At 26.1% G+C, this 25,673-nt stretch carries 20 protein-coding genes and 1 tRNA gene; 5 read left to right on the top strand and 16 right to left on the bottom strand.

Translation table 11 applies throughout. The annotated features are described in order from the left end of the window. Nucleotides 1-678 precede the first annotated feature (678 nt). Both ppa and ispB read right to left on the bottom strand, forming a co-directional pair. Nucleotides 679-1,206 carry an inorganic diphosphatase gene (gene ppa, locus BOBLI757_RS00460; RefSeq protein WP_046304569.1) on the bottom strand — a complete coding sequence of 176 codons (528 nt, stop codon included), beginning with the start codon at nt 1,204-1,206 and terminating at the stop codon, nt 679-681. A gap of 328 nt (nt 1,207-1,534) precedes the next feature. Then, the gene (gene ispB / locus BOBLI757_RS00455) at nt 1,535-2,503 is read right to left on the bottom strand and encodes an octaprenyl diphosphate synthase (RefSeq protein ID WP_046304567.1); all 969 of its coding nucleotides are present in this window, start codon (nt 2,501-2,503) and stop codon (nt 1,535-1,537) included. A 239-nt stretch (nt 2,504-2,742) separates the two neighbouring features. Here ispB and rplU point away from each other — a divergent pair, with 239 nt between their 5' ends. The 3 genes from rplU (at nt 2,743) to cgtA (ending at nt 4,717) form a co-directional block, all read left to right on the top strand. Next, nucleotides 2,743-3,057, top strand: a complete 315-nt coding sequence (rplU, locus tag BOBLI757_RS00450; protein WP_046304565.1) for a 50S ribosomal protein L21 — start codon at nt 2,743-2,745, stop codon at nt 3,055-3,057. A gap of 21 nt (nt 3,058-3,078) precedes the next feature. Continuing rightward, the gene (gene rpmA / locus BOBLI757_RS00445; protein WP_046304563.1) at nt 3,079-3,342 is read left to right on the top strand and encodes a 50S ribosomal protein L27; all 264 of its coding nucleotides are present in this window, start codon (nt 3,079-3,081) and stop codon (nt 3,340-3,342) included. A 352-nt stretch (nt 3,343-3,694) separates the two neighbouring features. After that, entirely contained in the window at nt 3,695-4,717 is a 1,023-nt protein-coding gene (gene cgtA, locus BOBLI757_RS00440) for an Obg family GTPase CgtA (RefSeq protein ID WP_046304561.1), read from the top strand. 1,195 nt (nt 4,718-5,912) lie between these two features. Here cgtA and cysQ read toward each other — a convergent pair. The 14 genes from cysQ to orn form a co-directional block, all read right to left on the bottom strand. Further along, nucleotides 5,913-6,659 carry a 3'(2'),5'-bisphosphate nucleotidase CysQ gene (gene cysQ, locus BOBLI757_RS00435; RefSeq protein WP_046304559.1) on the bottom strand — a complete coding sequence of 249 codons (747 nt, stop codon included), beginning with the start codon at nt 6,657-6,659 and terminating at the stop codon, nt 5,913-5,915. Nucleotides 6,660-6,847: 188 nt separating this feature from the next. Beyond that, nucleotides 6,848-7,306, bottom strand: coding sequence for a 50S ribosomal protein L9 (rplI, locus tag BOBLI757_RS00430; RefSeq protein WP_046305374.1), 459 nt, complete (start codon nt 7,304-7,306; stop codon nt 6,848-6,850). A 41-nt stretch (nt 7,307-7,347) separates the two neighbouring features. Continuing rightward, complete coding sequence (gene rpsR / locus BOBLI757_RS00425) at nt 7,348-7,575, bottom strand: 30S ribosomal protein S18 (RefSeq protein WP_046305372.1); 228 nt, start codon at nt 7,573-7,575, stop codon at nt 7,348-7,350. 219 nt (nt 7,576-7,794) lie between these two features. Beyond that, nucleotides 7,795-8,181, bottom strand: a complete 387-nt coding sequence (gene rpsF / locus BOBLI757_RS00420) for a 30S ribosomal protein S6 (protein WP_046304557.1) — start codon at nt 8,179-8,181, stop codon at nt 7,795-7,797. Nucleotides 8,182-8,592: 411 nt separating this feature from the next. After that, the gene (gene rlmB, locus BOBLI757_RS00415) at nt 8,593-9,339 is read right to left on the bottom strand and encodes a 23S rRNA (guanosine(2251)-2'-O)-methyltransferase RlmB (protein ID WP_046304555.1); all 747 of its coding nucleotides are present in this window, start codon (nt 9,337-9,339) and stop codon (nt 8,593-8,595) included. A gap of 481 nt (nt 9,340-9,820) precedes the next feature. Then, complete coding sequence (locus tag BOBLI757_RS00410) at nt 9,821-11,119, bottom strand: adenylosuccinate synthase (protein ID WP_046304553.1); 1,299 nt, start codon at nt 11,117-11,119, stop codon at nt 9,821-9,823. A gap of 201 nt (nt 11,120-11,320) precedes the next feature. After that, entirely contained in the window at nt 11,321-12,334 is a 1,014-nt protein-coding gene (hflC, locus tag BOBLI757_RS00405; protein WP_046304551.1) for a protease modulator HflC, read from the bottom strand. Nucleotides 12,335-12,399: 65 nt separating this feature from the next. After that, nucleotides 12,400-13,623: an FtsH protease activity modulator HflK gene (gene hflK, locus BOBLI757_RS00400; RefSeq protein WP_046304549.1), complete on the bottom strand. Its 1,224-nt coding sequence runs from the start codon at nt 13,621-13,623 to the stop codon at nt 12,400-12,402. Between the two features lie 55 nt (nt 13,624-13,678). Then, a complete protein-coding gene (hflX, locus tag BOBLI757_RS00395; protein ID WP_046304547.1) occupies nt 13,679-14,983 on the bottom strand; it encodes a ribosome rescue GTPase HflX in 1,305 nt (434 codons plus the stop codon). A 354-nt stretch (nt 14,984-15,337) separates the two neighbouring features. Beyond that, nucleotides 15,338-16,318, bottom strand: a complete 981-nt coding sequence (gene miaA, locus BOBLI757_RS00390) for a tRNA (adenosine(37)-N6)-dimethylallyltransferase MiaA (protein WP_046305370.1) — start codon at nt 16,316-16,318, stop codon at nt 15,338-15,340. 697 nt (nt 16,319-17,015) lie between these two features. After that, a complete protein-coding gene (locus tag BOBLI757_RS00385; protein ID WP_046304545.1) occupies nt 17,016-18,329 on the bottom strand; it encodes an N-acetylmuramoyl-L-alanine amidase in 1,314 nt (437 codons plus the stop codon). Nucleotides 18,330-18,364: 35 nt separating this feature from the next. Continuing rightward, a complete protein-coding gene (gene tsaE / locus BOBLI757_RS00380; protein WP_046304543.1) occupies nt 18,365-18,829 on the bottom strand; it encodes a tRNA (adenosine(37)-N6)-threonylcarbamoyltransferase complex ATPase subunit type 1 TsaE in 465 nt (154 codons plus the stop codon). 865 nt (nt 18,830-19,694) lie between these two features. After that, nucleotides 19,695-19,767 (bottom strand) — tRNA-Gly (locus BOBLI757_RS00375). A 175-nt stretch (nt 19,768-19,942) separates the two neighbouring features. Beyond that, nucleotides 19,943-20,482: an oligoribonuclease gene (orn, locus tag BOBLI757_RS00370; protein ID WP_046304541.1), complete on the bottom strand. Its 540-nt coding sequence runs from the start codon at nt 20,480-20,482 to the stop codon at nt 19,943-19,945. An 892-nt stretch (nt 20,483-21,374) separates the two neighbouring features. On the opposite strand from orn, the gene asd reads away from it, so the two are divergent. Next, nucleotides 21,375-22,256 carry an archaetidylserine decarboxylase gene (gene asd / locus BOBLI757_RS00360; RefSeq protein ID WP_046304537.1) on the top strand — a complete coding sequence of 294 codons (882 nt, stop codon included), beginning with the start codon at nt 21,375-21,377 and terminating at the stop codon, nt 22,254-22,256. A 30-nt stretch (nt 22,257-22,286) separates the two neighbouring features. Then, nucleotides 22,287-25,619, top strand: coding sequence for a miniconductance mechanosensitive channel MscM (gene mscM / locus BOBLI757_RS00355; RefSeq protein ID WP_052712328.1), 3,333 nt, complete (start codon nt 22,287-22,289; stop codon nt 25,617-25,619). The last annotated feature ends 54 nt before the right edge of the window (nt 25,620-25,673 follow it).

Below are 25,673 nucleotides of genomic sequence, written 5' to 3'. Positions count from 1 at the left end.
AATAATAAATAATATACTCCGAAAATAATAATAATTATTAAATTAGTACATAAAATAAAAAAACAAAAAAACACCCTATAATCATTATATATACTTGATACAAGTATAATTATAAACACTAAATAAATCACAAAAAAAATTCAGCGAATTAATGACACAATGATTAAGCCAATAAAAAAATATAATAATAAACCAATATTATTAATATTTTAATAAACATAAATAATTAATATGTTCTTTTAAATTTACATAATTCTGTATATTTTACGCAATTATCGCAATTCAAAAAAATAAACATTTTAATACATAATGTATTAAAATAAAACAAATAAAATAGTCATTACACATTTAATATTTAACAATATTCATTTTTTAAAAACATAATAAACTAACAATCGTAACCCTATTATCTACTATATTTAAACATTTAAATTTATGCATCATCGTACAAATATTTTTTTAAAACAAACAACACAATAAACATCATTACGACAGAAACTTTCATTATACATACTACTAAAATAATCAATCATTAATCTATTTTTTTAATATCAATTTAATTATTTAACTATAATCAAAATAAACAATAATCAATAACCACTCCTATTATTTTTATTGAAAAAACAAAAATAATCCATTAAACGACAAAAAGCATAATTATAACATAATAATCTGTACTTATTTCATAAAACGATTACATGCGCAAACAATCTCTCGTTGAGCAGATAAAACATCATCCCAACCAATAATCTTTACCCACTTATTTGCCTCCAAATCTTTATAATGCTCAAAAAAATAAACAATTTGTTCTCGTAATAATTGAGAACAATCATTAATATCCTTAATATGCTTATAATCAGTGGATATATTATCATGCGGTACCGCTATTATCTTATAATCTTTACCAGATTCATCTATCATTTTTAACATACCTACTGGGCGGCCAAGTATTACTGACTTCGGGTGTAAAGGATATGGAGTAGGAATCAATACATCAACTGGATCTTGGTCTAAAGATAAAGTGTAATTTATATAACCATAATTACAAGGATAAGACATTGTAGATTTTATAAACCTATCGACAAATAAAAGACCACTATGTTTATCTATTTCATATTTAACTGGACTGGAATGAGCAGGTATTTCAATAATAACATAAATATCTTCCGGAATTTTCCTACCTGCTGGTATTCGACTAAAATTCATACATTATTCCTAATAATTACAAAATATCTACTCATTTTTAATAAAAAATTTATTGAATAAATATCTAATTAAAAAAAGTTAACTAAAAATAATAAACTAATGCAAAAACTAACTTTCAGACACATCAATCATTCATAATTAAATAATTTAATATAAAAACTAGTACGACCACTATATATACAAAATTAAATCAATTTCTATTAACATAACAATTAATATTGAAATAACATTATACGATAATGCCATAATAGCATAACACAAAATAAACAATCTTTTATATCTTTTACCATTAATATACAAACAAACCAATTACTGTTACATTACAACTTTATACATCACGATGTACTACTATGCTGGCTAAACTTTTTAATGCACTAAGATATGGTGATGGTTTAAATGCACTTAAACAAGCAATTGCTTTATCCGATTCTTTCTTTGCACATTCACGAGTATATTCTAAAGAACCATATTTATGCATTACTTCAACAATAACTGTTAAAAAATCTCTACTATTACCTTCCCCAATTGCCTGTTTAATCAATAAACTTTCCATTGAAGTAGAATATTTCATAGCATGCAAAAGAGGCAAAGTCAATCTCCCTTCATTAAGATCACCACCAATGTTTTTACCAAATATTTTACTATCAGCAACATAATCCAATAAATCATCAACTAACTGAAAAGACATACCTAAATAACGCCCATAATTACGTAAAGACGCTTCTTGACAAGCATTAGCACCTGCCAAAATAGCAGATGATTGTGATGCAACTTCGAATAATTTAGCAGTTTTTCTATAAATAATTTGCATATAATTTTCTATAGAAATATTTTGATTATTACAATTCGTTAATTGCAGCAACTCACCTTCTACAATTACATTAACTGCTCGGGATATTAAAGATAATATTTTTAAAGATCCTAATGAAATCATCATTTGAAAAGCTTTAGTATATATAAAATCTCCTACTAAAATACTTGCAGTATTACCAAATTCTATATTACTTGTTACTTTTCCTCGACGTAAATCAGAATGGTCTACAACATCATCATGCAATAATGTTGCCATATGAATAAATTCTATTAATGTAGCTATAGTAATATGCTGTCTTTTATATTTAAGTATTTTTGATATCAACAAAACAATGATAGGTCTAATTCGTTTGCCGCCAGTACTAAGAATATGGCCAATTAATTTATTGACTAAACTAACTTTAGAAATTAGACGTTCACAAATCATTATATTAACATCTGACATGTCCCGCGCAACTAATTCAATAATTTCTTTAAAATTCATTATATGCTTTAATAAATTTCATACATATTACATTTCATTTATACTGTACATAATTAATATAAATATCATCATTACACCAACAACTATAAAATAAATACACTAAAACAAAAAAAATTTTTTATTTTTCGTGATTAAATCTCTTTAATATTTATATCGTTTAAATTATGATGTTATCAATTTAACTAATAAATAACATACTTTTCATTAAAAATAAACATCAAGACAACAATGAGGTCATTATGTACGCAGTTTTTCAAAACGGTGGCAAACAATACCAGGTCACTGAAGGACAAACAATACAAATTGAAAAATTACCTACAAAAATAGGTGAAAAAATAACATTCAATACAATAATGATCATTGTTGATACGAACAATATTCAAATTGGCAATCCTTTTATCAAAAATAAAACCATTGAAGCAGAAACAATATCACATAATAAAAATAAAAAAATAAAAATTATTAAATTTAAAAGAAGAAAACATTTTCGTAAAACCCAAGGGCATCGTCAATGGTTTACAAATATAAAAATAATAAATATTAACAACAATTAATTAGGATGAAAATTAATAAAAATGGCACATAAAAAAGCTGGTGGTTCAACTCGCAATGGAAGAGATTCGAAAAGTAAACGTTTAGGTTTAAAACATTATGGCGGGGAAAAAGTAAATGCGGGTAACATAATTATACGCCAACGTGGAAGCAAATTTCATTCAGGCATAAATGTAGGTTGTGGTAAAGATTATACTTTATTTGCTTTAAAATCCGGTATAGTAAAATTTACAACAAAAAAAAACAAAAAACACCACAAATTTTTTGTTAACGTTACTAATGAATAATTCATATAAAACTATTAAATATTTGAAAAAATAAAAAAATGATCAATATGGTTATAGTTTTTATATAACTATAAGAAAAATAAAATAAATAATGAAAAAATATAAATTCACAACAAGACCTTAAATTTATAAAAACATTTTTTCATAACATAGCAACAATTGTTACTTAGAACGTTAAAATACATCATATTTTATAATAAAATTAAATATATCAAAAGATATGTATGTACATATAACCGTTTTATAAAGATTTATACTACGTTTTTATTTAAAAAAATAAAAAAATAAAATTTAGCAAAAAGTAAAACCAATAGAATTATCATAATAATAAAAACAAATAAAAAATAAAACAATGAAATTTATAGATAAAGTAAATATTTTAGTACAAGCTGGCCATGGAGGTAATGGCTATATTAAACGTTTTAATAAAAAATATAATACATATCATCATATACAAATGAATAGTAATGGAGGAGACGGAGGTGACGTATATTTACTAGCAGATAAAAATACCAATACATTAAACAATTTTTTATTAAAAAAAATCTTTCTTGGTAACCATGGTCAAAATGGAAAAAGTAGAGGACGTACAGGTAAACGAGGTGCAGATACTATTATCAAAGTCCCCATAGGCACTATTGTATACAATGTAAATACAAAACAAAAAATAGGAAACTTACTATATCATAAGCAACACTTAATGATAGCTAAAGGTGGTCGTCATGGTATAGGAAATAATTATTTCTGCAAACCATATGTAAATTACGACATGCAAAAATATAAAAAAAACGGAAAAGAAGGAGAAAAAATTGAAATACAATTAGAATTGATCCTTATCACTGATATAGGTATATTAGGACTGCCCAACACTGGTAAATCTACATTTTTAAATAAAATATCAACAGCAAAAACACAAGTAGCTGAATATCCTTTCACTACACTAATACCTCAAATAGGTAAAATAAAAAATAATAATTATGAACATAATTATTCTATTATAGAAATTCCAGGATTAATTCAAGGATCCTATAATGGATCTGGATTAGGCATAAAATTTTTAAAACACCTAATACCATGTAAAATATTACTACATTTCATAGAATTAAAACCACTGAATACTTTAAATATAATAAAAAATATTAATATCATAAATAATGAACTAAAATATTATAATAACGAACTTACTAACAAAACTTGTTGGTTAATTTTTAACAAAATAGACTTAATGCCTATCAATGAAGCAATCAAACAAACCAAACAAATACTATCTATCTTAAAATGGAAAAACAAACATCATTTAATTTCTGGAATTAAAAATTATGGAATTAAAGAACTGTGTATAAAAATAAAATCCTACCTTAAAAAACACAAATAAACAATATACATTATGGATAAAATAAATAATACAAAATATCGTAATACTTTATTGCTTTATATCAACTTTATATTTTAAAATATATAAAACTTTTAATTATAATCCAAGTTATAATAATATAAAAAGCAAAAATTTAAATCAAAAAATATAACTTATGAATAAACTATTACAACATAATAAAAATACAATATAATAAAACAAAACGCTGTACAGTTATAGTAATAAAACCATTTTACCCATGAATAATCACGAAAACATTGAGAAAATTTTACAATCAAAATAAAAACTTCTTTTAAAAAACATTACATGTAGTTCATAAATATATCTATCTCTATATACATTAATCCATCATTTTATGTCATTTGTTCTAAATTACATATTTAAATATGTAATAAATGTAAAATAAAAACATTATAATAAAAAACATACAATATTACCAATACAAACAATCTATTTTTTTGTTATATGACGTCATAAAAAATAGCGCAACATTACTATAAAGTAACATTTTAAAAAATATATAATTAAAAAATAATATAAAAATTTTTTTATTTATAAAACTTACAAAAAAATTATTTTAACAACTCTAATAATCCCATACATAATTAAATATTAATTAAAAAATACTTTAAATATCAACAATAAAAACAAAAACAATATTTGTAATGATAATACTGTTTTCAATTTATAAACTTACTAATATACAGAACATTGAATTTTTCAAAAAATTAAAACTTTATAATTAATTAATTACTTAAAATAAATCATATTATATAATCAATACTGATTCCATTTTCTATATACAATCAAATTTTTGAATTATTTAAAATATCAATACAATAATAAAATTACAGAAAAAATTTAAACAATTACATAAATTTAAAGTACACAGATCATAATATATATTTATGACAAACCCTAATAAAATAACAAAATTCAATAATATAATAAATCAATAATTATATAACTAAAAAATAATACAAAAAATAAACTTTACTACTGTACTATAATTCTAAATTTATTTAATAATAAATCATTTAATAATTAATATGTCATTATTTATGACATATTAATTATTACTAAACTAAATCTCGATACATAAAATAACAATAAACTGTAAAAACAAAATTTATGCAAAATCCAAATACAAAACAAAAAACATTTTTTATAATTTTCCAACAACTATATAAACATTTTAAGATAATGATACCTCAAAACCTGGATTTAAAAATGAATTAAATGGACCATAAATCAAAACATTACCATACCAATCAATAATTTTAGCACCAGCAGCCACAGCAACTGCATAACCTGCAGCAGTATCCCATATTTTAATAGAAGAAAACCTTGGATATAACTGTGCAACACCTTCAGCTATCATACAAAATTTTAATGAAGAACCTACATAAATAATTTTATATTGTTCCAGCTTTATCAAATATTTATCTAAAAAATATTTATCTGGATGAAAACGACTAACAAGTACTGTAGGTGGGTAATTTTTTTTTACATTAATAAAAAATCTTTTGCCATAACCATCCTCTTTCCATGCTTTACCATTACTAGCAGCATACAAAACATTGATAGCTGGAACATATACCACTCCCATTACAGGAGTACCACAATTTATTAAAGCTATATTAACAGTAAACTCACTATTATGATATAAAAATTCTTTAGTACCATCCAATGGATCTATTAGCCAAAAAACATTATAATTCACACTTTTATTAAAATTTACACTACCTTCTTCAGAGATAATAGGAATATCCGGGGTTAATCTATGTAAACCCGATACAATTATTTGATGCGAAATTAAATCAGCAGAAGTTATTGGAGTGTCATCTCGTTTTGTATTTAAATTTAACACTCTTTTACCATTATAAAATAACATGATCTCTTTTCCAGCTTTACGAGCCAGCTGACTAATTTCTCTTATCATAATAATAACAAAATCTTCATATATATAACCATCAAAAAAAAATCAAAATAAAAAATTTTGATTACACATATTACTTAATTTTTCTTTTTGCTATAAAATAATTAATATAAAATATTAAAACTGTATATAATACATAGTAAAATTACAATACTAAATTTATTTTATTAAACAAACATCTAACAAAAATATTACACTTGTGACTTTACAGTAATAATCAAAGTGGAATAAAGATCACTACATAATTGAACCTTAATTTCATGATCACCAATCACACGCAATCCTCTTTTATTTGGCAATTTTACCTCATTTTTTGATACTTGAACACCTAAATTAGTTATAGCATTAGCTATCTCAAGAGCACCAATAGAGCCAAATAACTTACCCCCTACACCTACTTTATTGGACAAAATAATAATAGAACCAAGTTTATTCAGTTTTTCCAAACGTATTTTAGCAATTGCATGTGATTCTATTAATTTCTCCTGTAATTTAAGTTGCGTATTTTTAAAATACAAAAGATTTTTCTTTGTAGCTGTAATAGCTTTTCCTTGCGGAAATAAAAAATTACGAGCATAACCTGCTTTTACATTAACTAATGTACCTATTTCACCTAATCTATCTACTTTATTTAACAATATAACTTGCATAAGTTTCATAAAAACAACTCAACTCAATAAATAATTAAAATTTAAATATGATTGTCTGTATATGGTATAAATGCAACATAACGCGCTCTCTTAATAGCACGAGATAATTGACGCTGAAATTTCGCACGGGTCCCAGTTATCCTACTGGGAATAACCTTGCCACTTTCTATAATGTAATTTCTTAATTTAGATATATCCTTATAATCAATTTCAACACATTTTTCCACAGTAAACTTATAAAACTTACGACTACGAGAATAACGAACCATAAAAACTTTTCCAAAATTTACTTTACATAAATACTTAATCACTAAAATAAAAAAACACAAACACCATGCTTTTATAAACACTCATTACATTTATTAAAAACTCACATTCACAACCCTAATACATAAAATGATATACAATATATTTAATTTTTCTATTTTTTTACTTTATGATAATAAAACATCAACAATTATTATAGCACATTAATAAATTAATTACATCTAAATATTTAATTTAGTCTTATTATAATAATTAACCCTGTCAGATACAATATCAATAGGTTCATCTTTTATTTGCATAATTGGAGATAAATCAGTAACCGCTTTTTTACGCCTAATAATCATATTACGAATAATATCGTCATTAAACTTAAAAAGACTCTCCAACTCAAAAATAGTTTTACAAGATACCTCTATGTTCAATAACACATAATGAGCTTTATACAATTTTTTAATAGGATATGCTAAAGATCGCCTACCCCAATCTTCTACACGATGAATAATACCTTTATTATTAATTAAAATAACATTTTTATACTGATCAATCATGTTACTAACAATTTCACTTTTATCTGGATGAATCATTAAAATAATTTCATAATGTCGCATTATATTATTACTCCAACTATTAAATTGTCTTAATTAACTCATATTGTCCAACACCAAACACAACTTTATCATAATTTAATGACTGATTTGAATCAACAAAATATTAATATAAATTATCGATAAAAATGAAATCAAATACAATGACTACTAAGATTATGATAATAACTTTATAACAACAATATTATCACAAATTTAAAACACCATGCAAGAGCAAAATTTTATAATAAAATTTGCATAAAATTCGCAATCAACTACAAAATCTATTGAATAATAATATACAATACCTGGTCATTTAAATTCACACAATATAACAAAACTTTTAAAAATATCCTCTACTATCTTCATTATAAACATAAAAATAACAAATCCTATTTCTTAAACAAAACCCAAAATTAACAAAATATATTTAAATTAATAATTACAAACCATTTTTTGTCTTAATACTTCAAATAAACAAATTCCTGTGGCTACAGCAACATTTAATGAAGCACAAGAACTAATCATCGGAATACTAATTAATTCATCACAAGTTTTTCTGGTTAAATATCTTATACCCGTCCCTTCAGATCCCATAACTAATGCTAATTTACCTAACAATTGACTCTGGCCTAAATAATGATTTGATTGCAATATGGTACCAACTACTCGTATACCATATTTTTGCAGTAATTGTAACGTACGTACTAAATTAGTAACACGAATCAAAGGAACAATTTCTGCAGCACCACTAGCTACTTTCCTAACAGTAGCATTCATCTGAGAAGAACGATTACGAGGAATAATAACAACATGTACACCAAAAGCATGAGCGCAACGCAAACATGCTCCCAAATTATGAGGATCAGTAATACAATCAAGAACTAAAATTAACGGATTTTTTTCTTTAATTAACAATTCCAACAAATAACTTTCCTGAAAATAATTTTTTTTATGTATTTCAGCAATTATTCCTTGGTGAGTTAATACACCAACTTGTTTATACAAAAAATGACGATTTTTTACTTTTTTAATAATACAAATCTTCTCTAACCGTTCAATTAAAATTTTTAATCTATAATTATTGTGATAATTATCAAGAACATAAACTTTTAAAAAACACTTAGGACTAAAATCTAACAAAGACTGTATAATATGAATACCATAAACAAACTCAACCATTATGTTATATAAATTTTACATAAATTATATATATATTATATAATAAAATAATTAAAAACATTCAACATACATCATGTACTCATAATAAAAAAAATCATAAAATTCCTACAAACATTACTTATTCAAACAACCTGTAATACAAAACATTGTGCAAAATATGTCTAAGTATACAACTAATAATTACTTCAACACTAAATATTTTCAATGCATTATCATAAATATTTTAAATAAATATACTATATTAAAACATCTGCATTAACTATATTAATTTTTATATAAAAAATTAAAATAACATGAAATCAAAATAATATAATTTTAATTTAAAAAATAAAAGAAACCTCAAACAATATCATACGTGCATCTCAAATATCTTTAACAAAACATTACTTAATTATGTTAATACAAATAATTTAAAAACATACAACCTATCAAATAATAATAAACTAAATTAGTAAAAATTTTATACTTATACAAAAATAAACTATACAAAAAATGGATTTTGTAAAATAATAGTTTCTTGACGTCCAGGACCTGTAGAAATAATATGAATAGGAATTTCAATAAGCTCTTCAATACGTTGAATATAACGACGTGCAGCTTGAGGTAACTTATTAAATATATTTATGCCAACAGTACTTTCATTCCAACCTAACAAAGTTTCATAAATTGGTTCAATAACCTCCCAACTTTTTAAAATGGACGGCATCTTGTATATTATAGAATTATCTGACATACGATAAGCAACACAAATTTTTATTTCTTTCAACCCATCTAATACATCAAGTTTAGTCAAACAAAAACCAGAAAAAGAATTAATCTGTACTATACGACGAAGTGCTACAACATCAAACCAACCAGTTCTACGTCGACGCCCAGTAGTTGATCCAAACTCATTTCCATTAACACACAAGAATGCTCCTATATCATCAAATAATTCAGTAGGAAATGGACCATAACCAACACGAGTAGCATAAACTTTCGCTACTCCTAAAACATAATCTATACAATAAGGACTTAATCCAGAACCAATAGAAACACTACCTAAAATAGTATTAGAAGAAGTCACATAAGGGTAAGTACCATGATCAATGTCTAATAATGATCCTTGAGCTCCCTCAAAAATCATTAAAGATTTATCTTTATAAGCATTATTCAATAACTCAGTAACGTCCATTGACATAGAAATTAAAAAATCAGATATCCTAGTAATATTATCTAAGACCTTATAATAATCAATAGCATTTACATTATAATAATTTACCAACTGAAAATTATAATAGTCCATCACTTCTTTTAATTTATCTGAAAAAATTTGTAAATTTTGCAAATCACTAACACGCAAACCCCTACGTGCAACTTTATCTTCATAAGCTGGTCCAATACCACATCCAGTGGTACCTATCGCACTTGAATAACGCAATTTTTCTCTTGCTATATCCATAGCAACATGATACTCAAGAATAAGAAAACAAGATTCAGAAATAAATATACGATCATGTACCATAATACCTCGTTTTTCTAACTCTTGTATCTCTCTGATTAAAGAGAACGGTGATAATACTACTCCATTAGCAATCACTCCAACAACACCATCCTGCAAAATTCCAGAAGGTATCACATGCAAAACAATCTTATCCTTATTTAAAAATAAAGTATGACCAGCATTATCTCCACCTTGATAACGTACTACATATTTTGCATCGCTAGCTAGCAAATCAACTATCTTCCCCTTACCTTCATCGCCCCATTGCGTACCTAAAATTACAATATTTTTTCGCATCATTATCCAATTTTTTTACTACATTTAATCGATTAATATCTAGACTAAAATATCACTTATACAATCACAATCAAAAAAACAATAAATGTATTATATATATATTACTTAACTACCAACATACAAAATAAACGTTTTTTATGATCCATATTATCATTGTTAACAAAACTAAAATACAATTTAAATTAGATATTAATAATTTATTTATTTAACAATATCTTTCTTTGGTAAATTCATAAAACGGAAAAAATCACTATTTTGACTTAATATCATCATATTATTATTATTATTAAAACTCTTTTCATAAGCAGTTAAACTACGCACAAAAGAATAAAACAATGGATCTTCATTAAAAGCATCAGCATATAATTTTGCAGTTTCCGAATCTGCTTCACCACGAATAATTAAAGACTGACGCTCTGCTTCAGCTAAAGTACGAGTTACTTCATAATCCGCAGTAGCACGCAACTTTTCAGCTGCTTCCTGACCCTGAGACCGATGACGACGAGCAACAGCTTCTCGCTCTGCACGCATACGTTGATATATTGCATCAGAAACTTCTGTAGGTAAATTAATTTGTTTGATACGTACGTCAACTATTTCTATACCTAATGCTGCCATACTATTAGGATTAGTAACAAAAGTACAATTATATGGTTCTAATTCAATATGGGAAACTGCAGAACTAATAACATTATCAACTATCGCTAATTGTTGTGAATTATTATAAACATGACCCGGAGTACCATAATTTAATGAATCCCGTACATCATTCATCAATCTATTACGTGAATCTGTAACAATACCCTGAACATCAAGCCTACCCAACTCAGAACGTAAACGATCAGAAAATTTACGTTTTATCAAAACTTCAGCTTGAGAAACATCTCCTCCACCAGTTGCTAAATAATAACGACTAAAATCACTAATACGCCATTTTACATAAGAATCAACAATTAAATCCTTTTTTTCCATGGTGACAAAACGATCGGCTTGATTTTCCATAGTTTGAATACGAGCATCAAGATTCTTTACCGTTTCAATAAATGGTACTTTTATATGCAAACCTGGATTATAAACCAAAGGTTTGCTATCTATATCACGCAAAACTTTACCAAACCGTAATATAATACCTCGCTGTCCTTCTTGAACAATAAATAACGAAGAACATAACACAAACAATACTACAACAACAACTAACACCAAAAAATTGCGCATCCTGTCCACACCCCTTACCTTTCCCACCAATGAACTGGTCTTATTAATAACTAATTCGATTTAGATTAATTACTTCTCTTTTTATTAATTATATTGTTCTTCTTCTTATTAACATTATCACCCTGCTGATAGGTTGAAAGAACCTTATCTGCATTATTATTATTATCAATCATTGATGATCGTAAAGCATTATTAATAACATCAACATTTTGATTATTTTTATCACAATTTCCGGCGAAAAATTCTACAGGTAACATAAAAATGTTATTTACAAATTGCTCATTAACGAGCACTTTACGTGTGCTGCATAATACACGTTCCATAGTATCTATATACAATCTTTCTCGAGTAATTTTAGGAGCAGCTTTATATTCTGGCAAAATTTTAGAAAATCTCTCCACCTCTCCTTGTGCTTTAAATACAGTACGCGCCTTATAAGCCTTGCCTTCTTCTAAAATACGTTGTGCCTGACCATTAGCACGAGGTTGTACCTCATTTGCATATGCTTCTGCCTCACGAATATATTGTTGTTCATTTTCTCGTGCAGCAATTGCATCATCAAAAGACGCCTTAACTTCTTCAGGTGGACGAGCTGTTTGGAAATTGACATCAAGAAGAGTAATGCCCATATTATAAGGATGAATAGTATTTTCTAAAACATGACGAGTATCACTACGTACAACAGTACGTCCTTCCGTCAAAATTCGATCCATGGTATATTTCCCAATCACGCCACGTAACGCACTATCGGTAGCTTGACGTAAGCTATCATCAGCATTAATTACACTAAACAAATATCTCTCTGGTTCAGTAACACGATACTGAACATTCATTTCAACTCGTACTACATTTTCATCAGATGTTAACATCATACCAGATGCCGCTAATTCACGCACCGATTCTACATTTACAGGAATTACAACATCAATAAAAATAGGTTTCCAATTAAGCCCAGGATACACCAAATGACTAAATTTCCCAAAACGTAAGATAACTCCGCGCTCTGCTTCTTTAATAGTATAAAAACCACTAATTATCCAACATAGCACGACTACAAAAAGAACTATTCCACAATAATAATAACCTTTTCTCTCTGGTATACCATTCACACTATTATTACCACCAATATTAAATTTAATTAATTTACGAATAATATTACACACAAATCTATTAAAATTTAAAAAATTTTTTTTATTTTGATTGTTTTTAATAGAATTTTTATCACCATCACTTTTTCTTTCCCATGGATCATGATTATTTATAAAATACACAGGCCAATTCAAAGCCATAAGTTGTATCTCCTACAATAAAATAAAACATTAACAAATTTTATTAAATATCACATTATAAACACCTTTGTGAACTATTTGTAATTAAATATTTATTCAAAAAGGAATATTGCTGACATAATTTCAACCAATTTGCAATAGATAATTTTATAATTAAATAAAAATTACCATCAGGTTTAATTCGACAATATTGAACAACTTTCATTTGATAAAATTTAACATTCAAATAATAAGCCTCGGGTGGTAACAATAATTCATATTGCATCATGATACCATATAAACATTCACTTAATGTTTGTATGAATAATGCTTGACCTATAGTATTTTTAGCAGATATCCAAACTCTCGTAGGATAATGATCAACATCACGATCAATACGAGGTTTAAAATCATCTAAAAGATCAATTTTGTTCATAACTGTAAGTATTGGTATATGATGAATTTTAATTTTGTCTAAAATATGAATCACTGCAGCAATTTTTTCTTCATATTGATCATCAGATGCATCAACAATATGTAACAACAATGTTGCATACAATGCTTCTTGTAAAGTAACCTGAAAAGCAGAAACTAAATCAGAAGGAAAATCTTTAATAAAACCTACTGTATCTATTAATATTACTTCACCTATACCATGCACGGCAATGCGTCTATGAATAGGATCAAGAGTAGCAAAAAATTTATTAGCAATATAGACTGAAGAATTAGTTAATAAATTAAAAACAGTGGATTTACCTACATTAGTATATCCTACTAATAAAACACTTGGAATATTACTACGAGCACGAGATTGTCGTTCTTGTTCTCGTTGCTTAGCTACTTTTTTTAAACGAAAAAGAACATGATTAATTTGAGTACGTAGTAACCGTCTATCAACTTCTAACTGAGTTTCACCAGGACCACGTAACCTTTTTATATCTCCTTTTTGTTTTTCCAAATGTGTCCATCCATGTACCAAACGGGTACTAAGATAACGCAACTGCGCTAATTTGACCTGCAATTTTCCCGCACTAGTCTTTGCTCGTTGCGAAAATATATGAAGAATTAATTCTGTTCTATCAATAATTTTACATTGACATAAATCTTCAAGATGTTTTTCTTGATTCGGTGATAAAATATGATCAAAAATAATAACTGGAATTAAATTATTTTTAGCTAAAAATGCAATTTCCTTAATTTTTCCTGTGCCAACATAAAACTTAGGATGTGGAGAACTGCGACACACAGTAATCACTCGAAATATTTTTATACCAGATGCAGTAACCAAATTTTTAAATTCTTGCAACACTTCTATATTTTTTTTTTTAAAAAAAACACGTACTAATATAGCTTGACCAAAACGAGAATAATGTCTAAACAAAAAAAATCAACCTCATTATCACAAATAAAAACACAAAAACGATGCAATCAATAGTATAATACTTCTAATAGAAAATAATGTGAAATGTAAAAATCTAAACAAAATATAATATCCCAAAATAATTATCTAATGTATCTACATATAAAATAATTAAAAACTTTTACATTTTGCGTCTCACTTGATTTATATTAACAATATCGAAAATTCTTTAAAAACTATAATGTTCTAATTTCCAATTAGAACATTATAAAAACATTAACTCATGCAGGTTAATTATTATAATCTTGATCTCTAAATTATAACATAAAAATAAATTAAATTTTAATAAAACTAAATCATTATAAAACAAATCAACTATTTATTTATTTTACTACGCATGTGTCTCTTGCTATATAAAAACGGACTAATAACTCGCAATACTCTACTAACAGCGTCAGAAATATCTGCACTATTTAAAAAATAAACACTATCATCCCATCCACGTAACCAAGTCATTTGACGTTTAGCAAGTTGATATGTTGCATGAATAGCGCTTGATATCATATTCGTATAGTTAATTTTGCCAGACAAATATAACCACATCTGACGATATCCTACGCTACGAATAGATGTCATCGCTTCATGAAGATTAGGTCTAGTATATAAAGCCTGCACTTCTTTTTCAAATCCAATATCTAACATACGATAAAATCGATGTGTTATTCGTCTATGCAATAATTCACGATGCTCTGGTAAAATAGCAAACTGACAAACTTGATACTTTGCTAATGGTTGTAAAGATACTTTATGTAATTCAGTTACAGTTTTTCCAGATATTAAAAAAATCTCTAACGCCCTCTGTAATCTTTGTTTATCATTAGGATGAATTCTTTCTGCAGTAATTGGATCAATTTTTTGTAATTTTTTGTATAGAGCACGCCAACCTATCATACTTGCTTGTTGTCTAATCTGTTCACGTATTAAATAATCCGCCGGAGGTACAGGAGACAGTCCATTTAGTAATAATTTAAAATACAACATTGTGCCACCCACTAATAATGGTATATTACCATTATTAATAACTTCTAAAATTTCAAAAAAAACATCATGCAAAAATTTTGCAACTGAATAAGACTCAGATGGATCAAGAATATTAATTAACCTATGAGGAGCTAACACTAATTCTTCATTGGTAGGCTTAGCTGTACCAATATCCATATTACGATATATTAACATTGAATCAACACTAATAATTTCTATCGATATTTTTTTCTTTAACGCCAATGCTAATGCAGTCTTTCCAGAAGATGTCGGACCCATCAAAAAAATAACAAACGGACAGCGAACATCTACCATACCATGAATCATATAATTGTATTTTATAATAATCAATTTCTGTACAGACAAAAATGTAACAAAACAAACTAATATTATGTTTGTACTTTGCAATCATAACTTAATTTAATTAATAAACAAACTATTATTAGTAATCCAAACTTATTAAATATCAAAATGTCATTAATGTTTTGATTATTATTTTACGTTAATATTGCAAGTCAAAACAATGTTATATTTTTGTACATACCTTAAAACAAAAAAGTTCTAATATTCAATGTACCAACAGAAGACAACCACTTTCAAAAAAAAACACCAAGCAACATTAATTATAAACAATATTAATCAGACAAATAAAACACAATAAATACATTAAAATATAAACAGAAATTCATCATAACACGTAAACAAAATATAATTATTAACAAACAACAAGTAAAATATCCTTCATTAAAGATAAACAATCAATATTCATCACATTGAATTTCAAAATGCCTACAATATTTATATATAACACATGTATGATAAAATTAAACACTTAAAATCTTGCATGAACAACTTAAATATTCATTACAAATAAAAATATACGTTGTAATATACGCAACCGATTACATGCTATAACAATTCAAAAAGATAAAAATATAAACCTAAACTAAAACTATAACGTATTATAAATATATAACTTTTAATATACAATTGTATATTCATATTAATTATATTAAAATTTATTTGTATTGACGTTATGTGATGCTTTATTAGACATAGATACCGAAGCATGCAAAGGATGTAACAAAAAGTAAGACCGTAATCCCTGATGTATTGCAGTCGCAATTTTCTCTTGATAATAGTCATTACCAAGCATTTTTTCTTCAAACACGTTACTAATAAATCCTGTTTCAATTAATAGAGAAGGAATGTCAGGAGATCGTAAGACACCAAGACTAGATGATTCAGGGCGGGACTTATGTAATAATACACCAACATCACGTAAATAATGTAATACACACATTCCTAGTTCATATCCTACTCGTTGGGAATAACAAAATTGTAAATCTAAAATCACCTCCTCAAAATAAGGATTGACATGTTTATTAGTTAATAAGGTAGCAACACCCCCTAGTAATTCAGCTCGTTTACCATGTTGTTCTAATAACCAATTACCCATTTCGCTATTAGCACGTCTATTTGATAATATCCACACAGAAGATCCTCTAACATTTTTATTAAAAGATGCATCAGCATGAATTGAAATTAAAACATCAGCGCCCTGTTTGCGAGCAACTTCAGAACGACCCATAACCGAAATAAAATAATCACCATTCCTTGTCAAAACTGGTTTAAACATTTTATCTGCATGCAATCTGTTTTTTAACTTACGAACAATAGCAAGTGTAACATTTTTTTCACATAATCCATTCAAACCAATAGCTCCTGGATCTTGTCCACCATGACCCGCATCGATAGCAACAACTATTGGTTCAAAATTTTTTATACTCCACTTACGCAATATTAACATAACTGGTTTTTTTGCTATAGCTATTCCATCATCAAAAAATTTTTTTTTATTATTAGCAAATGATAATTTGCCATTAAAACAAGACATGTTAGTAGATTGATTTATTTCATTTATAGAAAAATGATTTTTTTTTGTCAAAACAAATACTAAACAATAAAAATTATCATCTTGTCGTTGTATTATATTTTGAACATAAAAATTATTATTACTTCCTATATCAAATACTAATCTCAAATTAGATTGGTTTAAAGACATACCGCCCCTTATACACTTTATTAAATTTTTACCATTAAAATTAATTGGAAATATATCAGTATTAATTTGAGTATGATAAACCACATCTACAACTACTCTTTCAGGATTATGTAAAGAAAAAAAATTATAAACAGGTATAGAACTAAATTTCAAAATTACAGTTGATCGATCAATATTATTGTCTACATTAATACTACTCAGCGCCGCTACAACATCGATATTTTTTACATAAACAAAAAAAATACATAAAGATAATATCATGATTGTCTGTATGATAAACTTTATGAAAATAATTTTTAAAGTGATAACAATTTCGTTAATATCTTCCCTCCATTAATACTAGATGATTCTAATATTATTTGACGTCCACTATTTAAATAATAAAACGTTACTACAATATCTGAAACAGGCAAAAAACCCACTCCATGACTTGCCCATTCTACCAAACATATAGCATTACCGTTAAAATAATCTCTAACAGCCATATATTCAAGTTCTTTAATATTTTTTATGCGATATAAATCAAAATGATATACTATCCAACATTTTATTTCATATAATTCAATTAATGTATAAGTCGGACTCTTTACCACACCAACATAACCTAAAGCATACAACAGCCCCCTGCAAAAAGTAGTTTTACCTGAACCAATGTGACCATTTAAATAAATTAAACATCCTGAAAAACACAAACTACCTACAATCATTCCTAACTTAATAGTCAATTCGTCACATGAAGAAAAAAATATATGTTTCTTCATACAAAACATCTCCTAAAATATATATTATTTTCCCCAGTGTTTCCTATTTAAGAAAGCAAGATAAATTAAAGTAAATTTATTTTTTTAAGTATAACAGAAGCCATATCAGGTATGTGCATACCATTAAGTATTAAGATTTATGTAAACAGATAACATCTTTTAAAGTAAAATACATAATCTGAAGAATTGATAAAAATAATATATGTATAACCATTATCATATAAATTAATCTTTAAATTAAATTTTATAAACCAACAATATTTAAGTCAATGCCACAAATTATCTAAAATTATCTTTTATAATGATCAGCGTCATAGATTCAAAATATGACAAAATATGTAAACTAATCATAAATACCTTTATTCCTTTAAACCCTATAATTTAGCTACTAACAATAGAAAACACAATTTTCAATAATTAACAACTTCAACTTTGCATGAATCTATGTAATACAAAAGCAAGACAAAACATCATATTAAACTGATCAAAAGTTAACACACTGCAACAATCACCTATCCAAAATCCCAATATTAAAATTCGACATCATAAATACATAAATCTACGGACTAAATATTATATATTAGTAACATTTGACATTAAATATTCCATCCAAAATAGGTTCCACATTATTACGGTAACTTTGAAAGACATAAAATATTTAAGTGATTATAAAGGTCACAAATCGCAAAAAAACACGCTCTGTAGCATATTTTAATTAAAACATATTTAATTGCAATCAATAATAATAAAAAAACAACTAAATATTATTTAGTATGTTAAAATGACAAAAATGCATATCCAAAAAAACACTTATATAAACATTCTGAATATGTTATAAATCTACAACGCCTATCTATCTAAAATAAGCGGGAAACGAGACTTGAACTCGCGACCCCAACCTTGGCAAGGTTGTACTCTACCAACTGAGCTATTCCCGCTTAATCTAAAAAACAAATATAAAAATATAACAAACAAAATAACATCTTAACGTTTATACAACACAAAAAACAAAAAAACCACTAGTTTTTTAAATGTTTAAAAAGCATAACTAAATATTGATATTATAAACGAAAATACAAAATATAATCATGGCACAGAGTTCTCATCATCAAACTACAACTTAAAAACATGCTCACGATAATAAACTAATTCCGAAACAGAATTTCGTATATCGTCCAATGCTTGATGATTTTTATAAATTTTTAATCCAGACAAAATATCTGGCTTCCAACGACAAACCAGTTCTCTAACTGTACTTACATCCAAAGAATGATAATGAAAATAAGACTCTAATTCTGGCATATATTTAAATAAAAAACGACGATCCTGTCCAATACTGCTACCACAAATTGGAGACTTACCAGCAGGTACCCATCTCTTTAAAAAATCTAAAGTTAAAACAGATGACGTATATTCATCATACTTACTTTCCCTCACTCTATCTAATAATCCACTAGAAGTATGAGTACGAATATTCCATGCATTCATAGAGGATAACTGTTCGTCTGATTGATGTATTGCAAACACCGGACCCTCTACAAGAATATTTAAATTGACATCAGTTATTAAAGTGGCAATTTCTATAATTCGATCAAATTCCGGGTTCAATCCAGTCATTTCAAGATCAATCCAAATCAAATTATTATTATTCATTAGATATGGTCTTTATTTAATATTTCCTAAAATTAACGCCAATGACTAAACTCAAGATTACAAAAAAATATGACACAGATAATTATTATCTAATATTTACAACTTGTAAAGCACTTACATAAAATAAAATTATTTCTACAACTATAACACATATTCTTATTCGTACAGAAAATTAACCCTGCATATCTAATTCACCGCACCAATAACCTAAATAAAAATTAACTTAACACAACACTTTAACTAAGCAAATGCTATTATTGACGAATATTATATAATAATATTAATATAAATAAAATATACCAATTATATTTACCGAGCAATCAGATTCAGCCTAAATAGACAATTATCAGTAAAATATCTAAATAAAAAACAAAATATTTTCAGGTATTGTTTGACATTAACACCAATTCTTAATTAAGATCTCATCAAAAACAAAAATATACAGAAAAGAAAGTTATGTAAGTTAAAAACATTTATCATCAATTTAATAAACACAACAACATAAAATTCACATAAAAATAACTAATCCAAACTAAATTAAAATCACAATATATTATAGAAAAGTAACTTATGAAAATTATAAATTTTACAATAAAAACAATTACTTCCAGTCACATAAAACTCGTAATATGTCAGATATTACTTGACAAGATCTTTTTTAATAAATTCTATACAAGATATCCCAATATTCTTTAATAAAAAAAATAAATTTTTCAGGATACATTCCAAATGCTCCTAAATATATACTTTCAAATAAAATGATACAAACATATAACGCAAACTCAATAACATAAGTGAATACAATATGAATACATGAATCTTCTTCCAAAAAAAAACACAAACAAACACAAATCAACTATGACAATCCAAATAAAAACTAAAAATATTCTCAATGTTAAATAAAATACAAATAGTACTACAATACATATTACCCAAACGCTGGCTTACTGAAGTAATAGGATTAATAGCTCAATGGAGAGGAGGATTAATTACTCAATGGATGATTAAATTATTTATTTATATTTACCGAATTAATATGAATGAAGTACAACAAACAAACATAACAAAATATCCTACTTTTAACACCTTTTTTACTCGTAAACTACGAAGTAATGCTAGACCTATCAACAACAATCCCTCAATATTAGTAATGCCTGCAGACGGGATAATTTCTCAAATAGGACAAATAAATAAAAAATATATACTTCAAGCTAAAGGTCATTATTACAGCTTAGAATCCTTACTAGCAGGAAATAACGATATGATTAATTATTTTGAAAATGGTAATTTCTCTACCATTTATTTATCCCCAAGTAATTATCATAGAGTACATATGCCATGTGATGGAATATTACGTGAAACATTATACATACCTGGAGATTTATTTTCTGTAAATCCTTTAATAACAAAAAACATTGCAAATTTATTTGCTCGTAATGAACGACTTATTTGTTTGTTCGAAACCAACTTCGGACTCATAGCACAAATTTTAATAGGTGCTATTATTATGGGAAGTATTGAAACTGTTTGGTTAGGAACAATTACTCCACCACGTAAAGGAGTAATTAAACATTGGCATCATGCACAATCAAATAAAATAAATAAAATAGTTTTATCAAAAGGACAAGAAATGGGATTGTTTAAATTAGGATCTACTGTAATTAACTTATTTCCTAAAAACAAAATAACATTTGATCACCAATTACACTCAAATCATATTAGCAAAATAGGTTTACCTTTAGCTAAAATAAATAATATAAAAATAGAACAATAACGATATTATCGAACATAAGCAATCAAAAACATGGCTGCTATAAAACTGATTATTATTTACTTTATAGGATGTTCAACCTACAATATAGCTTTTGCAACTAATACAACGAAAATACTACAAACAAACAATACACTTATACAAGAACCTGATAAAAAAAAACTAAAGACCAATCATCACCCACAAAAAACAATCACAAAAACAACCAACGCAAATTTTAACGATACAATATTACAAAACCAGTCATATAATGAAAACATAAAAGAATATCAAAAAACTATAGATAATTTTTTAATTTTAAATCACCAACTATATGAAAAAGAAAATAATAAAACAAATAAAACACTATTAGAAAACATACATTTACTATCTTCCACTGATAAATTAAATCAACAATTATTAAAAATAAATAATCAAATAATTGATCTGACAACAAAACTACAAAGAGAACAGGACCAAATTAATTGTATTAATAATACATTATCTACTATACCTCAAAAAGAAAAAACAATAAAAAACGAACTGAACGTTATAGAACAACAAATACTATCTGAAATATCCAAAACTTCTACAGACAAAATTAAACTTATTGAATTAGAAGCACAACATACAGCTAAAAAATTAAAAATTGCAGAATTAGAACTAACAAAATTAAACATTAATAACAAACAGGAAATATTTCGAATACAAACTGAATTAATTAAAAAAAAATATAATCAATTAAATAAAGAACTACAAACACTTCAGAAACAATTACTTAACATACACCAACAAAACACAGAAATACAAATTGAAAATACTGAATTTTCAATAGAAAAAAATAAAAAACTAACATACAAAATAAATCAAATAATACTAAATAATAAACAGTTATATAATGATCTTAACCAGCAAATACACCATATAAATTACATTATTTTAAAACAACAACACATCGCCTCGCATATAACTCAAATAAAAAAAATACTTAACAATTTATTAGAACAAGCACAATGGTTAAATAAATCACCAGAACTAGGAAAAACTTTAAGATCTCAATTATCCAAACTTCCAAAAACACCAAAATCTCAACTATTAAATAATAATATGGCAGCATGGAGAGCGCAAAGACTAAAATATGAAGAACAAATTAACGAATTAAATTATGAAGCACTACAAAATAAAATAAATAACAATATACAACTAACAGAAGAACAAAAAAAAATAATATATACACAATTAAATACCAAACGTGACTTATTAAATATTTTAATTACTGGATGTGATACTCAAATCCTTGAATTAACCAAACTAAAAATAGCAAACGAACAACTCAAAGAAAAAACAATGGAAATACAAAAAACTGCTCATCGCTATTTATTTTGGATAGCTGATGCTGATCCTATTTCCCTGTCATATCCATTACAAATATACCAAGACCTACAAAAAATAATAAACTATAATAGTTTAGAACAATTTTATAATAATACGATTAAAGTTATTTTCACCAACCAAGTAACAGTTTTTGCACTATTTACTAGTATATCATTACTGGGATTTCAACTAACTTCAAAAAAAAAATACTACGCTTTTTTAATTAAAATTAATGATAAAATGAAAAAAATTAAACAAGATCGTTTTTCATTTACTATTCATAACATATTCTGGTCGATCATTATATCTATACCCTTTCCAATATTATGGATCACTATAGGTTACAATTTTAGACATACATGGACTTGTCCTATTATTGTTGCTATCGGAGATGCCGTACTAATTACCACACCTATATTATGGATATCTATTATTACTTCATATTTTGCACATCCAAAAGGACTTTTTATCAATCACTTTAAATGGCCTAAATCAAAAATAAAAATAGCACTCAAACATCATACTCTATTCAGAATAATAATCTTAATATTAATTATAACCTTAATTACCTTTGAAAAATATAATCATCGTGAATTTTACAATACACTTAGCCGTTTATGTTTTATAATATTATGTCCTATTTTAACCTTAATCACTAACAATTTAAAAAAATCTGGATTAATGCTATATCTTGATCAAAACAACAACAATAATAATATTATCAATCAATCATTATGGAATGTAATAATATGTGCACCTATGATAGCGTCTTTATTTTCTTGCTTAGGATATTTAACAACCTCGAAAATATTATTAGCACGACTAGAAACATCAGTTATTACTTGGATAATGCTAATAGTATTATACAATATTATTAAACGTTGGATATTTATTCAACGTTGTCATATTCTCATAAAACATATAAAATATCAAAAAGAAAATAAAAAATCACTAATACATAAAAATAATAATACAAATAATTATCATTTAAAATTAAATAAATTTCCCGATAAAACTATATACAACGTACGTATAATTAGTATTCAATTACTGCGATTAATAAAATCTATACTCGCTATTATTGTTATATTATCAATAATAATAATATGGTCAGAATTACATCCCGCATTTGAATTCTTAGAAAATATAACCTTATGGAATACTATTACTACAATACAAGAAGTCAATAAATTGCACAAAATTACTCTTAAAGACATATTAATTTCTATCGTAATACTTTTTATCACAACAAAATTAGTAAAAAATATACCAGCACTACTAGAACTAATGCTCTTACAACATCTCAATCTTAATCCAGGCACAGGATATGCTGTTATTACTTTAACTAAATATACTTTAATGTTTCTAGGAGCATTAATAGGATTTTCATTAATTGGTATAGAATGGTCGAAAATACAATGGTTAATTGCAGCACTAGGAGTAGGTTTAGGATTTGGTTTACAAGAAATTTTTATTAACTTTATTTCGGGAATTATGATTCTGTTTGAAAAACCAATTCGTATTGGTGATACTGTTACTATTCGTAATTTAACAGGTACTATAACTCACATTAATACCCGTGCTACTACTATAACTGATCTAGACCATAAAGAAATTATTGTCCCTAACAAAGAATTCATTACTAAACAATTCACTAACTGGTCATTAACGAATACAATTACACGCATCATATTAAAAATACCTGCACCATCAAATATAGAAATTGAAAAAATTACTAATATTTTATTAAAAACTATTAAAAACTGCTCTCTAGTACTAAATATTCCAGCACCAGAAGTCTACCTTATAGATCTACAACAAGGATTACCATTATTTGAAATACGTTTATATACTTCAAAAATAAAATATCGTATGCCTTTAAAACATCAAATACACACACTCATATTAAAAGCATACAAAACACATGGCCTAATATTACCATTTCCACCTTTTCAAATTCAACAAAATCAATTTTTTACAACAAAACATGATGATAAATCATATGATAAATAACTTAACATAAAAATATAAACACTATTAAAAAAAAAATAAAAAATGCAACAACAT

The sequence above is a fragment of the Blochmannia endosymbiont of Camponotus (Colobopsis) obliquus genome, assembly GCF_000973545.1.
In the GTDB taxonomy this organism is placed as follows: Bacteria; Pseudomonadota; Gammaproteobacteria; order Enterobacterales; family Enterobacteriaceae; genus Blochmanniella.
Note: the sequence above shows the minus strand (reverse complement) of the source record. Positions and strands in the feature narration are given on the sequence as shown.